Here is a 21,435-nt window from a genome sequence, read left to right on the forward strand (position 1 = left end):
TAAGCTTTGCACTGATTATTGCTTCACGATATCCTGTACGGATTTATCCAGTTTTTCCAGGAGCTGATCGTGGTTAATTTGTCCGCCGAGATATTCCTGCATCGCAGCGCCGAAGCCCTGAGTTACCCCGTCAGGGAACATATCCCAGTTCCAGCCGAGTGCAGTTGCGGATTTTTCTTGGACAGCAACGGCAACCTGGCCGATATCTTCTGCAGCTGTTTCAATATCAGTTTCAGCCGGAATAAACTTGAACTCCTTGGTCAAATATTGTTTGCCGGTCTCCGAGGATACGAGCCAGTTCAGGAACGCTTTGGCTTCTTCCGGATGCGCGGATTTGCTGTTTACAACATAGTTATTAGGTACTCCTACCAGAATGGTGCCTTCTTCGTCACTGATCGGGAGCGGGAGCAGGCCAAGGTTCAGTGCAGGGTCAATCTTGTCGATATCACCCTGAGTCCAGTTGCCCTGCATCATCATTGCCGCTTTGCCGGAGGCGAAATCAGCAACCTGAGTCGCATAGTCAGTAGTCATTTTGTTATCTTGGGCGTTGCCGAAGATTACATCCACCAGATCAAGCCATTGTTCGAACACGGCATTGCCTTTAAAGGTTTGCGTACCGGCTTTGACATCATCGACAAATTTCTTCGGATCAGGCTGGTGGGCAAGACCAACATTCACAAGGTGCATCCCCATGGACCACCATTCGTTGGTTGCTTCAAATGGAGTGATGCCGGCAGCTTTCAGCTTCGCGGCAGCGTCCTTAAGCTGGGACAGTGTTTTTGGTTCTTCAGTAATACCAGCTTTGGTAAACAGATCCTTGTTATAGATAAGGCCATAGCCCTCGACGTTCATCGGCATGCCGTAAAGCTTGCCGTCCACAGTAGCAGGAGTTTTGGAGGTAGGGATCAGTTTTGCGGCCCAAGGCTGGTCTGACAAGTCGGTAGCGCGGTCCATGTAAGGAACCAGAGCGGTGTAGCCGCCGTTATTGAAAATTTCCGGTTCCGAGCCTGAGGCAATTTCCGCTTTGAGCAAAGCGCCGTAATCTTCGCCGCCGCCATGCGTTTCGACTTCAACCTTGACTCCGGTTTCTTTCTCATACAGTTCAGCCAATGTGTTCAGCTGTTCGGCAATTTCGACCTTGAACTGGAACATTTTGATCGTCACATCTTTGGCAGGAGCTTTTGTCGCCTCAGTTGCTGCTGACTCTTTCGGCGCATTGGTAGCGGTTCCATTGTTCCCGGAATTAGTATTGCCGCCATTGCCGCAACCTGCGATAATGAGTGTGCAAACGGTTGCGATAACAAACGCGAACTTTCTTTTCATAGAATAACCTCCCTGGTCTGTGGTTCCTACAACTTGATCGTAATGCATATGACCTTACACTTACACTTAATATTTTGCTCGAAAAAGTGGATATTGTTGCAACCCTTTTATCCCTTGACGGATCCTGAAGTTACTCCTTCAACAATATACCGCTGCAGCGTCAGGAAGAACAGGAGGATCGGTGTAATGGCCATGACCAGTCCTGCGAGCGCAAGATCCCACTTCTTAGTGTACTGCCCGAAGAATTTGGTTACAGCTACCGGCAGTGTAGTCAGATCCTTATTACCGCCGATGACCAGCACAGGCAGCAGGTAGTCATTCCAGATCCAAAGGGTGTTGAGAATAATTACAGTAACAATAATTGGCATCAGCAGCGGGAAGACGATTTTGAAGAAAACGCCGTAAGGATTGGAGCCGTCGACCCGGGCCGCTTCCTCCAGCTCAAAGGGCACGGTTTTGATAAAGCCGTGGAACAGGAAGACTGACAGAGGCATCCCGAACCCCAGATAGCAAGCCACAATACCGTAAAGTTCTCCGCGCAGCTCCAGGATACTGGTTACCCGGACCAATTGCAGCATCAGCGACTGGAAGGGAATAATCATCGCCGAGATGAGCAGCAGGAAGACAAAGGAATTGAAGCGCGACGGCTTTCTAACGATCTGATAAGCGGCCATGGAGCTGAACAGAACAATGAAGATAACGCTCAGGATGGTAATCTGCAGAGAGTTCCAGAAAGCCTGCGGGAAGTCTATGGCGTCCCAGACCTTAGAATAATTGCTCCACACAAAAACCTGCGGAAACGATGCAGCATCAGTCAGAATTTCCTTAAGCCCTTTAACAGAGTTGCTAAGCACCAGGTAGAACGGAGACAGGAAGACAAGGGCCAGGAGTATGGCGGCAATTTCCAGAATGAAATTTCTGGGACGGTATCTGCTGCTGTTCATTATGCCGACACCTCTTTTCTCTTAGTGATCCATACCTGAGTAACGGTGATCAGTGATACAGCAGCGAAGAAGAGCAGCGCTTTGGCTGTGCCAAGACCGTACCGGTTGTTGATTAGCGCTTCCGCATAAATGTTATAGGCGAGCGACTGGGTGGAGGTTCCCGGTCCGCCCTTGGTCAGCGACAGGTTAAGGTCGAACATTTTAAAGGCATTGGATGTGGTCAGGAACAGGCAGATTGTGATGGCCGGCATGATCAAAGGCACATAGACGCTTTTGAACAGCTGGGGTGCGCGGGCGCCATCGATCTTGGCCGCTTCAATCAAATCCTTCGGAATCCCGGCGAGTGAGGCAATATAGATAACCATCATATACCCGGCAGTCTGCCACACAAATACGATGACAAGGCCCCAGAAGCCAGTGCTGGGCGTACCGAGCCAAGGCAGCTGGAAGAAGGAGATTCCGGTGATTTCGCCGATTGTCCCGAAGCCCTTGGTGAAGATAAACTGCCAGATGTATCCTAGCAGAATACCGCCGATTACATTGGGCATAAAGAAGATGGTACGCAGCAATTTCTTGGTCTTCAGTGTCGTCATCAGCAGGAAGGCCAGCAGAAGTGCCAGCACATTCGCGGCAATTACGGACACTATAGTGAAGCGAAGGGTAAAGAGCAGGGATTCCCAGAACTTATCATCATTCAGAAAAATCCGTTTCCAGTTGGCGGCGCCTGTCCAGACCGCTTTGTCCAGATCCAGCCCGTTCCAGTCAGTGGAAGAATAATAAAAGCCGAGAAAGAAGGGTGTGACCACAATGGTCAGGAAGAAGAGCAGGCAGGGGCCGAGGAAAACGATTTGCTGTCCCCAGCCTTTTTGCAAACGCAGAGCTTTTCTCATATGGAATCTCCTTTGTATAGTTTTTCAACGGGTTCATACCCTCATTATAGGAAGAGGCAGGAGTCATCAACACTCAATTTGATGATTATAAAAGTGGATTATATTGCAGGAGGAAAAGGGCATGTTCAGAAACAGTATCCGGACCCGGCTGATGGCGCTAGTGCTGCTGGCCTCAGTGATTCCGTCGGGGATATCCGTAACGTTCTCATATCTCTATACCAAGAAATCGGTAACCGAACAGTCAGTGAAGCAGAATACGAAGCTGCTGACACTTGGGGAGGCTAATCTCAGTAGTTACTTCAGCGGAGTGAATCAGCAGGCGATGTCCCTATACAGCGGAATCAATGTCCCCAGCTCCTTCTATACGAGCCTGCTTACGGCCAAACATCCGGATAATGCTCCTGAAAACTCCGTCTTGCCGGATAACCGGGCGATCATCTCAACACAGCTCTATAACCTGTTCCTCTCCGACCGGAACACCTTTCAGATTCACCTGTATGTCCGGGCGGCCAGGCAGTCGAATCTGGTGCTCGGCGGGCTATTCCGCCGGGAGAATAATGATGATTACGCCCCGGTGATCCAAACGGAGGAAACGTACCGGCCTTATATTGAGGTTACGCATATGGATCATCAATACGGGATGAAGTCCGGATTCCCTAATTTGAAATCGGGTACTGTGCCGGTTTTTACTGCTCATTTCCCCATGTACCGAACGCCGAGCGATGATGTTCTGGCCGATCTGTCGATTGATTTCCGTTTGGGGGAGCTGGAGGGAATCGTCAAATCCATGTACAATTCGGATACAGAACGGCTTTATATCTTGAATGAACAGGGGCAGGCCTTGTTTGCTTCTGATTCCGATTGGATCGGCAAACCGGTCACTGCAGGCTGGAGCCAGTTGCCGGAGAAGGATGACAGTGGCCATTTCACCTGGAAGAAGGATGGTTTCGAGGGTATTGTAATGTATCGCCACATTGAGAATACGTTGTTCAAGGGCAGCATCATCAAGCTGGTTCCCTATGAAGATCTGTATGGCGATGCCAGAACTATCACCCGGTTCAACACCGGAATCGGTGTGCTGTTCCTGATCCTTGGCGGACTCAGCGCGGTATTAATCTCCGTCGGATTCACAAGGCCGATCAAGAAGCTGATCTCCTTCACCCAGAAAGTGCAGATTGGTCAGCTTGATGCGCATATGGATGCCGAACGGGAGGATGAATTCGGCCTCCTGACACGCAAAATCACCGGCATGACCCGGACGATCAACGATCTTATCTTAAAGGAATACAAACTTGAGCTGGCCAACAAGACCAATCAGCTGAAGGCGCTGCAGGCCCAGGTCAATCCTCATTTCCTGTATAATGCCCTGCAGTCCATTGCCAGTCTGTCCTTGCGCTACAATGCACCCAAGGTGTATGATCTCATCTATTCGCTTGGCAGTATGATGCGCTATTCCATGAACACGGAGCGGACGCAGGTCCCGCTTCGTGATGAACTGGAGCATGTGCAGAATTATGTGATCCTGCAGACGGAACGTTTCGGGGAAGAGAACTTAAGGCTGGATATTGATGCAGAGGAAGCTGCTCTGGAGATTGCCGTGCCCAAGATGATTCTGCAGCCCATTGTTGAGAATATATTCAAGCATGGTTTTACGGACGGGATCCGCGAGGCTGTAATCTCCATCACCTGTGCTCTGGATGCGAACGGCAGCCTGCGGCTTGCCGTCAAGGACAACGGCAAAGGAATCACTGCGGAACGGCTGGAGGAAATTACAGCCGGACTTCAGCAGAGCGGCCGGACAGAGCACGAAGAGATTGGGCTGCATAACGTACTGGCGCGTGTGCGGCTGCAGATGAGCAGCGGGGCAGAGCTATTGCTGCAGAGTGTCGAAGGCGGCGGGGTTAAGGTGACGCTTATTATTCCGCTGGATATGATGGACCCAACAAATTAAGGGAGTGCAATGGACCCAAAGGAGCGGCAAGTGAGATGAAGGTGCTGATTGTAGACGATGAGAAGCATGTGCGTGAGGCGATCCGCTATTTTGTACCGTGGGAAAAATATCAGATTTCAGAGATTTTTGAGGCGACCAACGGGCAGGAAGCTACGCTGATAATGCAGGAGCAACAGCCGGCGATTGTCTTCACGGATATGCGGATGCCGCTGATGGACGGTGCGGAGCTGCTGGAATGGCTGCATCATCATTTCCCGAATACGAAGACAATTGTCATTAGCGGGTATCAGGACTTCAATTATGTAAAGCCGGCAATCGTCTACGGAGGGACAGATTATTTGCTGAAGCCCCTGAACAGTAAACAACTGATTGCCGCAGCCGAGCATGCCTTCAAGCTGTGGTTGGAGGAAGAGGAGGAGCGGCAGCAGAGTCACCGGCAGAATATGCAGCTTAATGTGCTGCGGCCGCTGTACTGGGACAAGATGCTCTCGGATCTGGTCTCCGGCCATGCTTCATTTCAGGAGCTGAAGCCTTCCTTGTGCGAAGAGCTGGGGTTGCAGGGGGATGCGGCAAGCTGCAGAGTTGCCGTAATCTCGCTCCAGCGTGCAAACTGCCGCCTGCTGGAGCGGTTTCATGGCGATGTGACGCTGACCTCCTTCGTGCTGGCGAACGTCTGCAATGAGGTGATCTCCCCCGGGAGAAGCGGCTTTGCCTTTCGCAGCTGGCAGGCCGGCACCGATATTGTCATTCTTTTCTGGACGGCGGCTCTGGATGTGGAAGTGTGGGTGCGGCTTATCAATGAATCGATGAAACAGACTTATGGGGTACAGGTGGATATTGGACTCAGCCGGCCCGTGGCTTTTCCCGAAGGACTGCAAAACGCCTTCCGTCAGGCGCGTCAAGGCCTGAGTGAGCGCAATCTCCTTCAGCGGGAAGGGCGCATTTATCATTACAGGGAGCTGACGGAGGAGAGTGGGTCTGTGGAAGACCACGTGCTGGAATCACTGCTGGACAAGCTCAGAGTGGCCGTATTATCGGGGGATCTGCAGAGAATGGAACGGGTGGTTGATGAATGGGCCGATCAGCTTTCAGGGCTGTCGCTGCTCACCGAGAATAACTTTCTGCACCAGCAGGAAGAGATCCGCGCCGTTCTGATGCGCTGGCGGCAGAATGAGGAGATTGCCTTTGAGCTGTGTTATGACGAAGAGGGGATGTTCTCCGTTGAGAACTGGCGGAATCAGTTTAAGACTATGCTGCAGCGATTGTGGAAAGGGAATTCCCAGACACCGGACAGCCGGCTTGTTCAGGAAATCCGGGAATACCTCAATCAGAACTACGCCAAGGACATGACGCTTCAGCATATCGCCGAGCGCTTTTTTATCAGCAGGGAGAATGTCTCACGCAAGTTCAAACAGATCAGCGGGGAGAATCTGTCCGATTATTTAACTGCACTGAGAATAGACAAGGCCAAGACGCTGCTGCAAAATACAAACCTGCGGCTGTCGCAGATTTCAGAGCTGGTCGGCTATGAGGATGAGAAGTATTTCAGCCGGGTTTTTAAGAAATCGACCGGGCAGACTCCTCGTGAATACCGCAAGCAGGAGGACTCTCTGTAGCGAAATAACCACTCCACAATGGACAAAAAATGGAGCGGTCCTACAAATTTCAGAATTCCCCATCTTTTACCGATAATAGTCATACAGATATCGCACATCATTTTATCGGTTAAATGGGAGGGTTGGTATGGTATGGATAGTTATTTAGGCAGAATCCTCAAAAATGATCTGATCAATGCGTACGGTGTAACTGTAATACCGGCAAGAAGCGTATTGAACGCAGAGCATTTGGAACTCATCCGCAAGCAAAGAATCAATACATTGGATATCGTATTCACCGATGAACAACCACAGACGCCGGCCTGCCGCGAGATGGTTAACGGTGTGGTGGAAGTGTCGAAGGATTTGTTTAATTCTTTCAGATTAACCCGCAAAGTTCCATTGGCGGATATAAGAAAGGATGTTGTACCGGTTGTTCAGGAGATTTCACTCCTTCCCGATATTTTTGCGCTGTTCGAAGCGATTCAGGGGAAGGACGATTATACATACCAGCACAATATTGGCGTAGGTGTGTTATCCACATTGATTGGCAGATGGATGAATATGGGGCAGGCGGAGCTGTCGGTGCTTTCCCTAGCTGCAACCTTGCATGATATCGGCAAGCTCAAAATTCCTCCCGAGTTGCTGAATAAACCGGGCAAGCTGACTACCGAAGAATTCGCCCTCGTCAGAAAGCACACGATTTTCGGCTATGAGATGTTGAAGGAGACAACGGGGGCTAATTCACATATCACCTTGACCGCGCTCCAGCATCATGAAAGGAATGACGGCAAGGGTTATCCGCTGGGGCTGAAGGAGGAACAGATTGATTCCTACAGCAAAATCGTTGCCGTTGCCGACATCTTTCATGCGATGTCCTCCAAGCGGCCCTATCATGAAGCTATGCCGTTCCATCTCATTGTGGAGCAGATGAGGAGAGGCAGCTTTGGGGCGCTTGACCCGCATGTGGTCTCCGTGTTCCTGGAGAATATTGTGAAACGGACCGTCGGGCGCGATGTGATCTTAACCGACGGCCGTGTCGGTGAAATTGTCTACTTGAATCCCCATAACATCGAAACGCCCTTAATCAAGATAGATGGTGAATATATCGACCTTGGCAAAATGAGGGATCTCAAGATCAAAGAAATCAGTATTTAGCCGTTTCGCCATTAACCTTTAAAATAGTCCGCCAGCCCCTCGGCAATTGCCTTGGCGGCTTTTTTCTGATAGGCAGATGTGCGGACGACCGCTTCATCGTTCCGGTTGCTTAGGAACCCGAGCTCCACCAGTGCTGCCGGAAGGTTGTTCTCCCGCAGAATATGGTAGTTGCCGAAGGATACTCCATTGCTCTTCAAGCCGATGCCCTGCCCGAGCCGGTTCTCAATGGAGCGTGCCAGGCGCAGATCATCCGATTCCGAGTAATAAAAAGTCAGCGTGCCGCTTACATTCTTCGGGGAGGAGTTGTAATGGATGCTGACAAAAGCGTCCGCCCCCACAGACTGCCCGATCTGCACCCTCCTGGCGAGGGAGGGGCGCTGGTCTTGGGCACGTGTCAGCTACACACGGGCTCCCTTGGCTGTCAGGTAGTCGCGGACATACAATGCCGTCTGCAGATTCAGATCCTTCTCCAACGTGTCAAAGGATGTGCCGAGCATCCCGGGGTCGCTGCCGCCATGACCCGGATCAATGACGATCCGCTTGCCATTGATCCCGCCAGTCTGCCTAAGGCTGCCAGTCGTTCGGCTCCCGCTTCCTGTACTCGCGGAGCTTCCGCTGGCAAGATACTGTGCTGCGACCCAGCCGGTCTCCCCGCTGGCGGTGCGGATCCGCACCCAACCGTTCTGCCGCAGCAGAACAGTTACGGAGTCCTCTGCCTTTAACGCCCCGAGTATCTTATAACCGGTTCCCGGACCTCCACGGATGCGCAGGGAATCAGCCGTAACCATTGCTGTGCTGCCGCCGCTTCCGGAGGCCTTGGCGGATGTGGATACAGCAACTGCTGCACGGGATTCACCGCCTGTCCCGCTCACTTTTATGAGATAATACCCCGCAACCCAGCCGGAGATTGAACCGGACCGCACTTTTGCCCAGCCATGCTGTTCATCGGTAACGGTCACCTGTGCGCCGCTTTTTAAGGATCCTGTAACTGCCGCATTGGCTGCCGGCTCGCTGCGTACATTGAGGGAGCTTGCACTCACTTTTGCTGTATAGGCTCCTGCAGCGGAACTGGTTGCAGGCTGCAGCATGCTTCCAGTGAGCAAGCAGGCTGCCAGCACTGCGGTATGTATAAATTTGTTCATAAATTTCCTCTCTTCCCGGATGGATAAATGTCTATTACCCGTTTCATCGGTCAAAGAAAAGGATTTGGTTAAAATTTAATAGAAATTAAACCTCTGTTCCAAAGCGGCAAAGCACTGTATAATTGTTTCATATTGGAAAAGTTTGTAAAGGAGTGCCGTCGTGACCAGACCCAAACTATTCATCGGATCATCCAGGGAATCCATCCGTTACGCCCGGGCGATCCACGAACAGCTAAAGCGAGAAGCCGAGGTTAATCCTTGGTATGCCAATGCCTTCCGTGCGAATGAATATACGATGGAGGCGCTGGAGAGACATCTGGATGAAAGCGATTTTGCCGTATTCGTCTTTTCACCTGATGATGTGGCTCAAATCCGCGGCAAATATTATTATGTCACCCGTGATAATACACAGTTCGAAATGGGGCTGTTCTGGGCCAGGCTGCGGCGCAGACGTGTCTTTTGCCTGCTTCCGGACCGGGTAGCCCCGCGCACGGATTTGATTCCCGGCAAGAATATCGAAGAGTATCATCTCTTATCCGATCTGTCCGGACTCACCCCGCTGGAGTATGAATGGCAGCATGATAATCCGGTGGCAGCCGTTGATGTCAGCTGCGGGAAGATCCTGGACAGCATTCAAGAGCAGGGGAGCTACCGCGATCCCCTGAAGGAATTGGAACATTTGGGCTTGGAGCTTAGGCGCAAGGAAAGTATCCTTCATTTCTTCTGGCAATATAATAGTAATGTGGCCGGAGCTCAGGGTGGAGAGAAATACCAGGCGCTCAGCGAGGCTATCCGCAATTCCTTTCTGCCGCCCGGACAATGCCGGGTGATTGGCGCCGCGCTCTGGCGGGAAAGTGAGAAGGAAGGTCTGATACAGGTTGGAGGAAATGTGGGCCGTGGGCATTGTTACCCTTTTTCATTAAGTGAAGACAAAGGGAAACGGCCCGGTGTGCTCGATGCTTATCTGAGCAAGGAATGGACCTTTTTTCAGCGTACTGAAGTTGCCGAGGTATATATCCTATGCTATCCTTTAGGTGAGCAGCATGTCCTTTCTGTGCATTTCTCGGGAAACGACGGGCTGTCTGCGGAGGATCTTACCGCAGTGGTTGCTTACAACCGCGATTTGTTCCGTACCGTCAATTATTTAGTGGGAGGGGACTAGGAGCATGAAGAATATGAAGGGTGTAGTCAGTTTGTCCAGTGCGGTCCGCCGATCCGCAGGCGGCAACGGCAGCAGTTCCGGAGGGACACGGCGCTCTAAGGGCAAGGCAAGTGCAGGCCGGGCCGCAAAGCCAGCTTCTTCGGCAGGCCACGTATATATTGCGCCATCGCTGGATGGCGGAGATGAGGAATACAAGAAGCTTATCAGCGGGAAGGTCGACAACAGCAAGCCTTCATTCGCCTAATAGTTAAGGGGTCTCCGGCATCAGCCGGAGACCCCTTTTTTCGTAAATATAAGCGATTTATATGCTTCACGCTATAAATTATCCTTCTATTTCTCGCTGAACGATACCGTCCTGCAAAAAAAGCAGTTTCCACTTGGGTACGCCCAGTTTCTTAGATTTCCTGGTGCGAAGACCGGCTGCTACGCTTCTTGGCAATTTCCCGCCGCACGACCGGTGCCACCTCGGTGGCTAGCAGCTCAATAGCCGTCGCTACCTTGTTGAAGGGGAGTCCGCCGATGTCCAGCTGGGTCATAAAGCGGTTATGGCCGAACAGCTCATGCTGGTACAGGATTTTCTCTATAATCTGTTGCGGACTGCCAACGGCAAGCGTGTTAACAGGAGAGACGAAACGCCCGAAATCGCTGCGGGATACTCCGTACTCCTGGCCCGGATGCGGACTGATGGCATTGCGGTAACTGTAATAGTAAGGATAGTACTCGTCCAGCGCCTGCTGTGACGTCTTCGCAATATATCCGTGGCTGGTGATGGCGATCTTTAAGTCCTCTGGGGCATGACCGGCTTTGGCTCCGCTTCTGCGGTAGGTTTCGGCAAGATTCTGAAAGGGTTCAGGACTGCCGCTGAGAATGGCGATAGCCATCCCAATACCAAGCGTACCGGCTCTTTCGGCACTTTCGGCCGAACCGCCAATGCCGACCCAGAGCGGGAGCTTCCGCTGCAAAGGCCGCGGGGCAATCTCGGCATTCTTCAGCGGGGAGCGGAAGGTTCCCTCCCAGTTCATGACTTCATGCTGATTGAGTTCCAGCAGCAGATCAAGGTTCTCCGCGAACAGCTTCTTGTAATCTTCCAGCTCGTATCCGAACAGGGGGAAGGATTCCAGAAAAGCACCGCGTCCGGAGATGATCTCCGCCCGGCCGTCCGACAGCAGATCGAGTGTGGCGAAGTCTTCGAAGACCCGTACCGGATCAATGGTGCTCAGCACCGTTGTGGCGCTAGTCAGCTTGATCCGTTTCGTGGCCTGCGAAATTGCCGCGAGTACAACCGGCACCGAGGAGATGACAAAATCAAGCCGGTGATGCTCACCGACACCGAACACGTCCAGCCCAGCCTCATCAGCCAGCTTAGCCGCTGCGATGACTTCATGGAGACGCTGCCGGGGGCTGATGGTCTGACCTGTATGGCAATCGGTTACGATATCGCCGAGTGTGTAAATACCGAATTCAAACTCCGGCACGTTTTCTTGCGGAACGCTGTTATTCATAAATGCTGACCCCTTGTTCAATAGAATGTTAAATATAGTAAATGGTAACTGGTCCGGTGTGAGAAGGAATATTGATGATTATAACATAACTGCTTACAAAATGTAAGTATATGAGTAAATGATAAATGTTATGTGAACCGTGGAGGGCTTTCAGTCGAGTATCTTCACGAGTATCTTCAGAAGAAGCCTATTCAATGCATTTGCTTGAATTAATGTACTTAAGTAAACAGCGTTTTCGCTGTAAACGAAATGTGTATTTTTGTTGACAGACCTGTAGATAGATGATATTTTAAATTTACAAATTCCAATAGTTTTACTTTGAATTATTAATTGCCGACTGTTCAGACAGAGGTGCCCGTGTTATTTCACACGAGGTCCCTCTGTTTTTTTGTGTAGATTTTGGGTTTGCCAATTGGAAGGAGGAGCATGAATGGGTGAAGCTTTGCTGTCTATTACGCATTTGAACAAGAGCTTTGATACAGCGGGCGGGCAGGTACAGGCACTGCATGAGGTTGATCTGCATGTAGAGGAAGGCGAATTTATTACAGTGATTGGACCCAGCGGCTGCGGCAAAAGCACGCTGCTGCGCATCGTCGCCGGTCTGGATAGCGGTTATACCGGCAGTGTGACTCTCGAAGGTGAGGAGATTGGCGGTCCGGGTATTGATAAGGGGTTTATCTTTCAGGAGCACCGCCTGTTTCCCTGGCTTACCGTGGAGAAGAATATCGCCTCCGACCTGCCGCTTGGCAGGCCGGACATCCGGCAGAAGGTGGATGAGCTGATTGAACTGGTGAAACTGACCGGCTTCGAAAAGTCCTATCCCCGCGAGTTGTCGGGAGGGATGGCCCAGCGTGTGGCGATTGCCCGGGCGCTGCTGCGGAACCCAAAGATCCTGCTGCTCGACGAGCCGTTTGGCGCTCTGGATGCATTTACCCGGGCGCATATGCAGACGGTGCTGCTGGACATTTGGCGGCGGAACCGGACCACGATGATTTTTGTAACCCATGACATTGATGAAGCTGTCTTTCTGGGCAACCGGGTAGTCATTCTGGAACCGCGTCCGGGCAAAATCCGCAAGGTCGTTCCGGTCGATCTGCCTTATCCGCGCAAGAAGACGACTACCTCTTTTCAAGAGCTGCGTCTGAAGGTACTGAATTATTTCGAGAAGGTGGATGAGCTTGAGCTGACTGACGGGGCAGGGATTTAAGGTTGTCTTTACTGAAACGATTTTACGGAAACAAGGGATTCGTGTTGTCCTTTATCCGACTTAGACGATGTGAATTATATGATAAAAGGAGGGGCACTTATGAGCAATCGGGCCATCGCGGCCAGAACCCCCGGAAGACCCGGAAAAGCGGCCATTGCCGGACTTGGTATGCTGCTGCCGGGAAGTGTGCTGATTCTGTGGCAGACCCTTGGACATTATGGAATGATCTCGGAGATGCTGTTCCCGACCCCTTATACCATTGCCCAGTCGTTCATCTCGCTCGCTTCCACCGGAGACCTCTGGATCAACCTCCGGATCAGCGTGATCCGGGCATTGTCAGGATTTCTGCTCGGCGGCGGTCTTGGCCTGCTGTTCGGTGTACTGGTCGGGCTGTTCCGCAGATCGGAGAAGCTGCTGGATCCCTCCCTGCAAATGATCCGGATGATACCGAGTCTGGCCGTAGTGCCGTTGTTCATCCTGTGGTTTGGCATCGGTGAAGAATCCAAGGTGCTGCTGATTGCCAAAGGAGCTTTTTTTCCGGTATACATCAATACGTTTATGGGCATCCGCGGGACTGACAACAAGCTGTTTGAAGTATCCAGGGTGCTTGGCTTCAGCCGGATGCAGCAGATTCTCCGGCTGGTGCTGCCGGCGGCGGTCCCGAACATAATGCTTGGCGTCCGCCTGTCGCTGGGCTTGTCCTGGCTGGGATTGGTAGTGGCTGAGCTGATTGCATCCACTTCAGGAATCGGATACATGATGTCCGACGCCCGCCAGTTTGCAGACACGCCTGTAGTGTTCGTGGGAATTATTATATTTGCCGCTGCCGGCCTGCTGAGTGATACCATAGTCCGTCTGATCGAACGGCGGCTGCTGAGATGGCGGGACAGCTATCAAGGATAGGAGGAGAACAACATCATGAGCGATGGAATAGAGGCGGTAGTCAAGGCCGCCAAAGGGGCAAGGGAGGCGCGTGATTATAGCGGTACGGCACCTATTACTGCGCGTAATAATGCGGGAAGACTCCCTTCCTTCCGCTTGAAATCCCTTCTTGCAGATTGGGGAACCGGAGCCGCAATTCCGGTGGCGGTCTTAGCCGTTTGGCAGATTGCCGGAAGCACCGGACTGGTTTCATCGGAATTTCTGCCGACGCCGCTGTCGATTCTTTCGGCCTTTGCGGGCCTTGCGGGTACCGGGGAGCTTACCCAACATTTGGGTGTCAGTATCGGGAGGGCGGGTCTCGGTTTTCTGATTGGCGGCCTTCTAGGTCTGCTATTCGGGGTGTTGACCGGGCTGTTCCGCAGTGCAGAGTACCTGCTGGACCCGAGTGTCCAGGTGCTGCGGCTGGTTCCGCATCTGGCGATTGCGCCACTGATTATTCTCTGGTTCGGCTTTGGCGAAGTCTCGAAGACCGTTATTATTATGAGCGGCTCATTTTTTCCGCTCTATATCAATACTTTTATGGGCATCCGGGGTGTGGACAACAAGCTGTTTGAGGTCGCCCGGGTATTGGGCTTCAGCCATATACAGAGGCTGCGGCGGCTCATTCTGCCTGCGGCGCTGCCCGGCATTCTGCTCGGCCTGCGTCTTTCGATGGCGGTGGCCTGGATTGGCCTTGTCGTCGCCGAGTTGATCGGCTCGCAGTCGGGGGTGGGATTTCTGATTAATGAGGCGAAGCAGAACTCCAATACGGAAGTCATTTTTGTAGGCATTATCATTTTTGCGGTGGTTGGCAAGCTGATCGACTCTTTGTTCCGCGCGATTGAGCGCAAATTCCTGTACTGGCGTGACAGCTATCAAGGCTAATGAATCTATAGGGGGCTAGGACAATGAATCAAATTTCGGCAATAAAGGACTCTTTGAATCTGACGGCGGATGTACTGGTGATCGGCGGAGGTCCCGCAGGAACATGGGCGGCCCTAACGGCTGAGGCTAAAGGGGCGAAGGTCATTCTTGCCGATAAGGGCTATTGCGGCTCCAGCGGGGCAACCGCCCCGTCAGGTACAGGGGTCTGGTATGTGCAGCCGGACGCCGTGCTGCGTGAAGAGGCGAAGGCCAGCCGCTATTCCATGGGCGGAAAGCTGGCGGAGCACCGCTGGATGGACCGGGTGCTGGACCGCACCTACGACAATATGAACCGGCTGGGCATTTCGGGGTATCCCTTCCCGCTGGATGAACAGGGCAACCCATACCGCAGAAGCCTGCAGGGGCCGGAATATATGCGGCTAATGCGCAAGCTGGTCAAGAGAGCGGGTGTGAAGATTCTGGACCATAGCCCGGTGCTGGAGCTGTTGGCCGACGGGCACGGTGTAGCCGGAGCAGCCGGAGTGCATACCCAGAGCGGGGAGACCTGGAGCGTTCAGGCGGGGGCAGTGGTGATCGCGACCGGCGGCTGCGCCTTCCTGAGCAAAGCGCTGGGCTGCAACGTCCTCACCGGTGACGGCTATTTATTCGCCGCCGAGGCCGGAGCGAGCCTCTCAGGCATGGAATTCTCCAATGCCTATGCCATCTGCCCGACCTTCTCGTCAGTGACGAAGACGGCCTATTACAGCTATGCGAGCTTCTATTATGAGGACGGCAGCGTAGTGGAAGGGGCAGGCTCCAAGAAAGGCCGCTCGGTTATTGCCCGGAATCTGCTGGCGGGCCGCCAGGTATTCGCCAAGCTGGACGGGGCCTCAGAGGATCTGAGACCGCTGCTGAGAGTCGCGCAGACGAATTTCTTCCTGCCCTTTGACCGCCGGGGAATCGATCCCTTCAAGGACGCTTTTCCGGTGACACTGCGGCTGGAAGGTACAGTCCGCGGCACAGGCGGCATCCGCATTACGGATGAGAACTGCAGCACCGGCGTTCCGGGATTATATGCCGCAGGGGATGCGGCTACCCGCGAGCTGATCTGCGGCGGCTTCACCGGAGGCGGCAGTCACAATGCTGCCTGGGCCATGTCTTCCGGCTCCTTCGCCGGAGAAGGGGCGGCGGCTTATGCGCTGGAGCTTGGGATACATGCAGCGCACCGCACACCAGTAGGGCTGTCGTCCTCGCCGCTGGTTCACCAGCAGGTGAAGCCGGGAGCGGCAGCCAGAGCGGCTGAGGCGGTGGCCGCTGTACAGGCTGAGGTCAAGCCCTACGACATCAATTTGTTCCGTACCGAGCAGGGGCTGAGCTCTTCGCTGGAACGCTTGGACGGACTGTGGAAAGAGCAGCGGAGCCGGGAAATCCAGCGTACGCCGGAGGGGGTTAAAGCGCGCGAAGCGGAAGCGATGACGGCGACGGCGCGCTGGATGTACAGCTCCGCACTTGCCCGGACGGAGACCCGGGGGATGCATAAGCGGGAGGATTACAAGGAAACGGATAACGGTCAGCATCACCGGCTGATCAGCGGGGGATTGGATCAGGTCTGGGTGAAAACAGAAGAGGTTGCGAAGGAGAGTGTACTGTTGTGATTGAAGTCATCAGCGCTGCCAGGTGTGTAGAGTGCAATCAATGTGTGTCTGTCTGTCCGACGAACGTCTTTGACCGGGTGGAGAACGGAATTCCCGTCATTGCCCGGCAGAGCGATTGTCAGACCTGCTTCATGTGTGAGCTGTATTGCCCTACAGATGCTTTATATGTAGCGCCGGATTCCGAAGAGCTTACCGGTGTGACAGAGGCGGAACTGGAGCAGCAGGGGCTGCTTGGCGGTTACCGCGAGAAGGTCGGTTGGGGCAAGGGCAGACAGCCGGTGGCAAGTCATGACTTTATGTATAAACTGGCGGCCAGAGCGGGGTTCTGAGAATCCTGCGGAAGAAACAGCACGAATAAAATCATTCAGCAGAAGACTGAGGGGAGATCAGGACAATGAAAACGTATAGAGAGATTCAAGGCGGTTGGGGAAGAGGGATTCGCTTCACACTTATCGCAAGTGTGGTTATGGTCATGCTGGTGCTTCAGGCTTGCGGAAATAATGCAGGCTCCGGCAAGGAGGCTTCTTCGGCAGCGGGAGGCGGCACTAATACTGCAGAGGCGGCGGGTGGTGAGACAGCCGGTAATGCGCCTGCTGTGCTGAGTTTCGGCTTTATCGGCTCGAATAAGCTGAACGTTCCGGGCGGCGCGGAAGGTTGGGGGTTCCATAAAGGCATTATCCAGGAGGAATTGAAGAAATACGGCATTACCGAAGTGAAGCTGACCGGCTTCCCGAACGGACCGGACCAGACGGAATCGCTGATTAGCGGCAGGCTGGATTTCGGCAGTCTAGGGGACACTCCGGCTATTATAGCTTATGCCTCCGGTGCAAAAACACGCCTGATCTCACAATCCTCAGCCCATACTGTCGGCTACCTGATCGGCAAGAAGGACGGTCCCAAGACCGTCAAGGATCTTCAGGGCAAAACCATCGCTATTCAAAAAGGCTCCTTCATGCACCGCTATGTGGTCGGCCTGCTCCAGCAGGAGGGCGTCACCGGCTATAAGCTGGTTCATATGCTGATTCCCGATGCTACGGCTGCACTTGCGCGGGGAGATGTGGATGCTACGACCAATCTCGGTGTTCCGGCATTGAAGCTGATTGATGAAGGCTACACCCATCTGGATGATGCTTCGAAGCATCCTGATCTGCTGGGCTCCAGCGCTACTGTTGTGTCGGAGGAATATCTGGAAAAATTCCCGGAATTCCCGAAGGTTTGGAATGCGGCGCGGGAGAAGGCATTGGCCGATCTCAAGCAGCATGAAGAGGAGTATTACGAATTCCTGGCCGAAATCGGCGATACCACACCCGAGCTGGCGAAGCAGGTGAATCCGATCAGCGATATCAAGGATACCGCCTTCACCGAAGAAGGCTTGAAGCTGCTCCAGGGTACGAAGAACTTCCTGGTGGAGGAGAAGCTGGCTAAAAAAGATTTCAATATCAGCGATTGGCAGCTCCAATAAATTCTTATATGGAGGAGGTTACGTATGGGAAAGGAAACTTTGACGATTGAACGTTTCAAGCTGCCGCTGGTTAACGGTCTTTATCTGGAGGGCGAAGTAAGGGTTCCTCCCGGTGAGTTATTGAAGCCTGTTGTCCTGATCAGCCACGGCTTCCGGGGTCATAAGGATTGGGCATTCTGGCCGGAGGTTTCCGGCAGGCTTGCGGAAAGCGGCTTCTACACCGTCAGCTTCAACTTCTCACGTATTGCTGCCCGCAGTGCAACAGGGCTCGGACCGCAAGAACTCGCGGAAACAGCTACGCTGAGCCGGGAACTGGAAGACCTGGAGCAGGTGCTGGGCAGTCTGCAGGAGGGCAGACTGCCGCTGGCGGAGCAGGCCAACCTTAAGCGGCTGGCCATTCTCGGGCACAGCCGTGCGGGCGGCGGCAATATTGTGTTCGCTGCCGAGCATCCGGAAGTGCAGGCGCTGGTGGTCTGGAACGGCGGTTCTGCGCCAGCCCGTTCTCAGGCTGACGGGGGGCCGGCACTGACTCCGCAGGACTATGCCGTTCAGGAAGATGTGGAGCGGAATAAGGGACGTTTTAATTTGGAGGAGGCTCTAAGATTGCTACCTGCTACTGCGCTGATCATCCAGGGCGACCAGGACAGGGAATCGCTGCTGCAGCAGAATGCAGGCTTCCGGGAGCAGGCACCGCAGCACCGTTATTATTCGGTAAGAGGTGCTGACCACACCTTCAACACCGTAGATCCTTACGAAGGCCCGACCCCGGAGTTGAATGAGGCCGTGGCGGTGACACTGGGATTTTTGCATGAACAACTGGGCTAGAGCAGGCCGGAAATGATCAAGTGAAACTTTTGGGAGGTAATGAAATGCCGCAGCAGCAGCAAATAACAACGGATGTGCTTGTGCTGGGCGGAGGTCCAGCCGGGGCATGGGCGGCATGGAACGCAGCCTCACTGGGAGCGCAGGTCATCCTGGCGGATAAAGGGTATCTGGGAACGAGCGGCGCCACGGCTCCGGGCGGCACCACGCTGCTCGTGATCCCGCCGGTAGCCGAGCTGCGTGAAGCGGCGGTTCAGGCCAGGCTTAAAGCCGGAGGGTACCTCTCGGAGAATGCCTGGATACACCGTGTGCTGGATCAGGTGGAGCAGAGTCTGGAACGGGTTGAGGCTTGGGGGTATCCCTTTCCCAAGGATGAAGCGGGAAATCCGCTGCGGACCCATCTCCACGGCCCGGAGTATATGAAGATTATGCGGCGGGTAGTCCGTAAGGCGGGAGTGAAGATCTGGGATCAGTCTCCCGCTTTGGAACTGCTGCATGATGAACATGGAGTGGGCGGCGCGCGGGGGATCAACCGCCTGACCGGCGAAGCCTGGGAGGTACGGGCGAACGCCGTGGTGATGGCTACCGGCGGCTGCGCCTTCCTCAGCAAAGGTCTGGGCTGCAACGTGCTCACAGGCGAAGGATTGCTGATGTCGGCCGAAGCCGGTGCCGAGCTGTCGGGCATGGAATTCAGCCGGCAGTATGCGCCAAGCTTTGAAGGCGGAACGGTGACGCGCGGGCGGATGCTGGCTTGGGCGACGCTGTATGATGCGGCGGGCAAGCCGCTGCACCAGGGCGACCGCAATTTTGGCAGCATCCCGGAACTGATGCAGAAGGGTCCGGTCTATGCTTCGCTGGATTTGGCCGACACAGCGGAGAAACGCGAATTTCTGCGCCGTGCCCACCCGATCTTCTTCATGCCGCTGGAGCGGGCGGGGATTGATCCGTTCAAGGATAAATTCCCGCTCACGCTCCGCTATGAAGGCACGATGCGCGGTACGGGCGGCCTGCGCCTGACGGGCACCGACTGTGCGACAACGGTACCCGGCCTGTATGCGGCCGGGGATGCCGCATCCCGCGAGAAGGTAACCGGCGCCATTTCAGGCGGCGGGGCCTACAACGCTTCCTGGGCCATTTGCAGCGGAACCTGGGCCGGCCAGGGAGCCGCGCGGCACGCGCTGTCCCAGCCGCGGCAGGCGGACACCCGGCAGCTTACCGCGGCAGGCCGCTATGGTCTGCCGGCCGGCGCCGATGCCCCGGAAACGCTGGAGGCAAGGCCGCTGATCGCGGCCGTCCAGCGTGAAATTCTGCCGCTGCAGATTAACTATTTCCGCAGCGAGCCCGTCGTTGCAGCAGCCTTGAAGCGGCTGGACAGCCTGATGCCCTATTTGGCCGGGCGGCCTCCCGCCACGGTGCAGGGCATAGTGCAGTCGCGGGAAGCAGCCGCCATGCTGAATGTCGGCCGCTGGATATACACCGCTGCGCTGGCCCGCAAGGAAAGCCGGGGCCTCCAGCGGCTGGCTGAATATCCGGAGCTGGATATCCGCCAGACCCACCGGCTGATTCTGTCCGGCATAGACCGAATCGGCATCAGCACGGAAAGAGTGCCGCATGCCCATGAGCTGAATGTGCGCAGAGAGGGGCGGGCGATATGATCGAACTGGTCAGCAAGGACCGCTGCATCGGCTGCAGGTTATGCGTCAAGGTATGCCCGACGAATGTATTCGAGATGGAGGGCAAGCTTGCGGTCATCGCCAGGCAGGAGGACTGCCAGACCTGCTTCATGTGCGAGGCTTATTGTCCGGCGGATGCGCTCTATGTAGCGCCCCAAGGAGATGAGCAGGTTGCGGTGGATGAGCAGGAGCTGATTGCTTCCGGGCTGCTCGGAAGCTGGCGGGCGGAGATTGGCTGGAGTCCCGGGGTACAGGATACAATGGCGGAAAGGGACACTACGCCGTTCTTTGAAGTGTTCACTGAAACGTACCGTGGCAAGTGAAACAAGCCATTCGATTCTTTTGTAAGCATAAAGAGGGTGTTCCAGAAGCCGTGAATGAAAGGCTTCCGGGACGCCCTCTTGTCGTATCCATATATTAGCAGGCAATATGCAACTGAACTATTTTACAGCAGTTCTTGAATAGCCGGCTCAATGTCCAGCGGATCGCTGTAGGATTCAAAACGTTTCACAACTTGGCCTTTACGGTCAATAAGAAACTTGGTGAAATTCCATTTCACTTCGTCGTCAGCCAGTGTTGCAGGCTCACGCTCCTGAAGCATGGCATGCAGCAGCTTCCCGCTGGCATTGCTTTCATCAAAGCCTTCAAAGCCCGCCTGACCGGTCAGATAGTGAAACAGGGGATGTTTATTTTCGCCTTTCACATCAACCTTCTCAAATAGGGGGAAGCTAACTCCGTAGTTAATTTGACAGAAGACGTCTACTTCTTCGTTGGTTCCGGGTTCCTCCCCGAACTGGTTGCTGGGAAATCCCAGAATTTGAAATCCGTCATCCTGATATTTCTCATAGAGCTTCTGAAGGTCGGAATATTGCGGAGTGAACCCGCATTTGCTGGCGGTATTTACAATCAGCAGGACTTTATCCTTGTATTGTTCAAGGCTGGTTTCCTTGCCCCGAATGTTGCGCGCGGTATATTGATATATGCTCATTGCTGAATCATCCTTCCGCAATATGAAATGAAATGTTATTATTCATTAAATTGTATACAATTTAATTTCGCGTGTCAAATTGTGCAATGATTTTTTTGTGTGTACGAAGCTGGCTGTTGAGATTATACTAAGGTGTACGAACCGTTCTTCAGCAGGCGGAGAGTCTCCCCATACAG

Annotated in this window: 19 protein-coding genes and 1 pseudogene; 14 read left to right on the plus strand and 6 right to left on the minus strand. The window is 53.8% G+C overall.

Features of this window, described 5'->3' with window-relative positions; genetic code table 11:
- Window positions 1-15: 15 nt before the first annotated feature.
- The 3 genes from NYE29_RS14045 to NYE29_RS14055 all read right to left on the minus strand — a co-directional run bounded on the left by NYE29_RS14045 (window position 16) and on the right by NYE29_RS14055 (window position 3,157).
- Complete coding sequence (locus NYE29_RS14045) at window positions 16-1,323, minus strand: ABC transporter substrate-binding protein (RefSeq protein ID WP_038596738.1); 1,308 nt, start codon at window positions 1,321-1,323, stop codon at window positions 16-18.
- A gap of 107 nt (window positions 1,324-1,430) precedes the next feature.
- Window positions 1,431-2,270, minus strand: coding sequence for a carbohydrate ABC transporter permease (locus NYE29_RS14050; RefSeq protein WP_439823194.1), 840 nt, complete (start codon window positions 2,268-2,270; stop codon window positions 1,431-1,433).
- Complete coding sequence (locus tag NYE29_RS14055; protein WP_038596733.1) at window positions 2,267-3,157, minus strand: carbohydrate ABC transporter permease; 891 nt, start codon at window positions 3,155-3,157, stop codon at window positions 2,267-2,269. Before NYE29_RS14055 ends, NYE29_RS14050 begins: the two co-directional genes overlap by 4 nt.
- A gap of 121 nt (window positions 3,158-3,278) precedes the next feature.
- On the opposite strand from NYE29_RS14055, the gene NYE29_RS14060 reads away from it, so the two are divergent.
- The 3 genes from NYE29_RS14060 (at window position 3,279) to NYE29_RS14070 (ending at window position 7,861) form a co-directional block, all read left to right on the plus strand.
- Window positions 3,279-5,108 (plus strand): sensor histidine kinase, encoded by a 1,830-nt coding sequence (locus tag NYE29_RS14060; protein WP_038596731.1) that lies wholly within the window; start codon window positions 3,279-3,281, stop codon window positions 5,106-5,108.
- A gap of 35 nt (window positions 5,109-5,143) precedes the next feature.
- Complete coding sequence (locus tag NYE29_RS14065; RefSeq protein WP_038596728.1) at window positions 5,144-6,724, plus strand: response regulator; 1,581 nt, start codon at window positions 5,144-5,146, stop codon at window positions 6,722-6,724.
- 132 nt (window positions 6,725-6,856) lie between these two features.
- Entirely contained in the window at window positions 6,857-7,861 is a 1,005-nt protein-coding gene (locus tag NYE29_RS14070) for an HD-GYP domain-containing protein (RefSeq protein ID WP_038596726.1), read from the plus strand.
- Between the two features lie 11 nt (window positions 7,862-7,872).
- Here the strand turns inward: NYE29_RS14070 and NYE29_RS14075 are convergent.
- Window positions 7,873-9,003, minus strand: a pseudogene (locus NYE29_RS14075) (N-acetylmuramoyl-L-alanine amidase).
- Between the two features lie 160 nt (window positions 9,004-9,163).
- On the opposite strand from NYE29_RS14075, the gene NYE29_RS14080 reads away from it, so the two are divergent.
- Together NYE29_RS14080 and NYE29_RS14085 are read left to right on the plus strand one after the other, a co-directional pair.
- Window positions 9,164-10,165, plus strand: a complete 1,002-nt coding sequence (locus NYE29_RS14080; RefSeq protein WP_340896440.1) for a nucleotide-binding protein — start codon at window positions 9,164-9,166, stop codon at window positions 10,163-10,165.
- Window positions 10,166-10,169: 4 nt separating this feature from the next.
- The gene (locus tag NYE29_RS14085; RefSeq protein ID WP_038596719.1) at window positions 10,170-10,409 is read left to right on the plus strand and encodes a hypothetical protein; all 240 of its coding nucleotides are present in this window, start codon (window positions 10,170-10,172) and stop codon (window positions 10,407-10,409) included.
- A gap of 151 nt (window positions 10,410-10,560) precedes the next feature.
- On the opposite strand, the gene NYE29_RS14090 is transcribed toward NYE29_RS14085, so the two are convergent.
- Window positions 10,561-11,667 carry an LLM class flavin-dependent oxidoreductase gene (locus NYE29_RS14090; protein WP_038596717.1) on the minus strand — a complete coding sequence of 369 codons (1,107 nt, stop codon included), beginning with the start codon at window positions 11,665-11,667 and terminating at the stop codon, window positions 10,561-10,563.
- 430 nt (window positions 11,668-12,097) lie between these two features.
- On the opposite strand from NYE29_RS14090, the gene NYE29_RS14095 reads away from it, so the two are divergent.
- The 9 genes from NYE29_RS14095 to NYE29_RS14135 all read left to right on the plus strand — a co-directional run bounded on the left by NYE29_RS14095 (window position 12,098) and on the right by NYE29_RS14135 (window position 20,594).
- Window positions 12,098-12,874 (plus strand): ABC transporter ATP-binding protein, encoded by a 777-nt coding sequence (locus tag NYE29_RS14095; RefSeq protein ID WP_076114035.1) that lies wholly within the window; start codon window positions 12,098-12,100, stop codon window positions 12,872-12,874.
- A 99-nt stretch (window positions 12,875-12,973) separates the two neighbouring features.
- Window positions 12,974-13,777, plus strand: coding sequence for an ABC transporter permease (locus tag NYE29_RS14100; RefSeq protein WP_445322167.1), 804 nt, complete (start codon window positions 12,974-12,976; stop codon window positions 13,775-13,777).
- Window positions 13,778-13,792: 15 nt separating this feature from the next.
- A complete protein-coding gene (locus tag NYE29_RS14105; protein WP_340896441.1) occupies window positions 13,793-14,680 on the plus strand; it encodes an ABC transporter permease in 888 nt (295 codons plus the stop codon).
- Between the two features lie 23 nt (window positions 14,681-14,703).
- Complete coding sequence (locus tag NYE29_RS14110) at window positions 14,704-16,314, plus strand: FAD-binding protein (protein ID WP_340896442.1); 1,611 nt, start codon at window positions 14,704-14,706, stop codon at window positions 16,312-16,314.
- Window positions 16,311-16,643 (plus strand): 4Fe-4S dicluster domain-containing protein, encoded by a 333-nt coding sequence (locus tag NYE29_RS14115; protein WP_038596708.1) that lies wholly within the window; start codon window positions 16,311-16,313, stop codon window positions 16,641-16,643. The genes NYE29_RS14110 and NYE29_RS14115 overlap by 4 nt, the downstream gene beginning before the upstream one ends.
- 65 nt (window positions 16,644-16,708) lie before the next feature.
- Window positions 16,709-17,776, plus strand: coding sequence for an ABC transporter substrate-binding protein (locus tag NYE29_RS14120; protein WP_076114031.1), 1,068 nt, complete (start codon window positions 16,709-16,711; stop codon window positions 17,774-17,776).
- 24 nt (window positions 17,777-17,800) lie between these two features.
- Entirely contained in the window at window positions 17,801-18,601 is an 801-nt protein-coding gene (locus NYE29_RS14125; RefSeq protein WP_340896443.1) for an alpha/beta hydrolase family protein, read from the plus strand.
- Between the two features lie 44 nt (window positions 18,602-18,645).
- On the plus strand, window positions 18,646-20,253 hold the full coding sequence (locus NYE29_RS14130; RefSeq protein ID WP_340896445.1) for an FAD-binding protein: 1,608 nt from the start codon (window positions 18,646-18,648) through the stop codon (window positions 20,251-20,253).
- Window positions 20,250-20,594, plus strand: a complete 345-nt coding sequence (locus NYE29_RS14135) for a 4Fe-4S binding protein (protein ID WP_076114028.1) — start codon at window positions 20,250-20,252, stop codon at window positions 20,592-20,594. The genes NYE29_RS14130 and NYE29_RS14135 overlap by 4 nt, the downstream gene beginning before the upstream one ends.
- A 122-nt stretch (window positions 20,595-20,716) precedes the next feature.
- Here NYE29_RS14135 and NYE29_RS14140 read toward each other — a convergent pair whose 3' ends face one another.
- Window positions 20,717-21,259: a glutathione peroxidase gene (locus tag NYE29_RS14140; protein ID WP_076114027.1), complete on the minus strand. Its 543-nt coding sequence runs from the start codon at window positions 21,257-21,259 to the stop codon at window positions 20,717-20,719.
- Window positions 21,260-21,435 lie beyond the last annotated feature (176 nt).

Origin of the sequence: Paenibacillus sp. FSL M7-1046, from assembly GCF_038007405.1 — a bacterium.
Classification (GTDB): Bacteria; Bacillota; Bacilli; order Paenibacillales; family Paenibacillaceae; genus Paenibacillus_AQ.

Excerpts from the sequence above, each read along its gene's own strand:
- NYE29_RS14045 (WP_038596738.1), bottom strand. The coding sequence starts at position 1,323 with ATGAAAAGAAAGTTCGCGTTTGTTATCGCAACCGTTTGCACACTCATT.
- NYE29_RS14055 (WP_038596733.1), bottom strand. The coding sequence starts at position 3,157 with ATGAGAAAAGCTCTGCGTTTGCAAAAAGGCTGGGGACAGCAAATCGTT.
- NYE29_RS14060 (WP_038596731.1), top strand. The coding sequence starts at position 3,279 with ATGTTCAGAAACAGTATCCGGACCCGGCTGATGGCGCTAGTGCTGCTG.
- NYE29_RS14065 (WP_038596728.1), top strand. The coding sequence starts at position 5,144 with ATGAAGGTGCTGATTGTAGACGATGAGAAGCATGTGCGTGAGGCGATC.
- NYE29_RS14070 (WP_038596726.1), top strand. The coding sequence starts at position 6,857 with ATGGATAGTTATTTAGGCAGAATCCTCAAAAATGATCTGATCAATGCG.
- NYE29_RS14085 (WP_038596719.1), top strand. The coding sequence starts at position 10,170 with ATGAAGAATATGAAGGGTGTAGTCAGTTTGTCCAGTGCGGTCCGCCGA.
- NYE29_RS14090 (WP_038596717.1), bottom strand. The coding sequence starts at position 11,667 with ATGAATAACAGCGTTCCGCAAGAAAACGTGCCGGAGTTTGAATTCGGT.
- NYE29_RS14095 (WP_076114035.1), top strand. The coding sequence starts at position 12,098 with ATGGGTGAAGCTTTGCTGTCTATTACGCATTTGAACAAGAGCTTTGAT.
- NYE29_RS14100 (WP_445322167.1), top strand. The coding sequence starts at position 12,974 with ATGAGCAATCGGGCCATCGCGGCCAGAACCCCCGGAAGACCCGGAAAA.
- NYE29_RS14105 (WP_340896441.1), top strand. The coding sequence starts at position 13,793 with ATGAGCGATGGAATAGAGGCGGTAGTCAAGGCCGCCAAAGGGGCAAGG.
- NYE29_RS14110 (WP_340896442.1), top strand. The coding sequence starts at position 14,704 with ATGAATCAAATTTCGGCAATAAAGGACTCTTTGAATCTGACGGCGGAT.
- NYE29_RS14120 (WP_076114031.1), top strand. The coding sequence starts at position 16,709 with ATGAAAACGTATAGAGAGATTCAAGGCGGTTGGGGAAGAGGGATTCGC.
- NYE29_RS14125 (WP_340896443.1), top strand. The coding sequence starts at position 17,801 with ATGGGAAAGGAAACTTTGACGATTGAACGTTTCAAGCTGCCGCTGGTT.
- NYE29_RS14130 (WP_340896445.1), top strand. The coding sequence starts at position 18,646 with ATGCCGCAGCAGCAGCAAATAACAACGGATGTGCTTGTGCTGGGCGGA.
- NYE29_RS14135 (WP_076114028.1), top strand. The coding sequence starts at position 20,250 with ATGATCGAACTGGTCAGCAAGGACCGCTGCATCGGCTGCAGGTTATGC.
- NYE29_RS14140 (WP_076114027.1), bottom strand. The coding sequence starts at position 21,259 with ATGAGCATATATCAATATACCGCGCGCAACATTCGGGGCAAGGAAACC.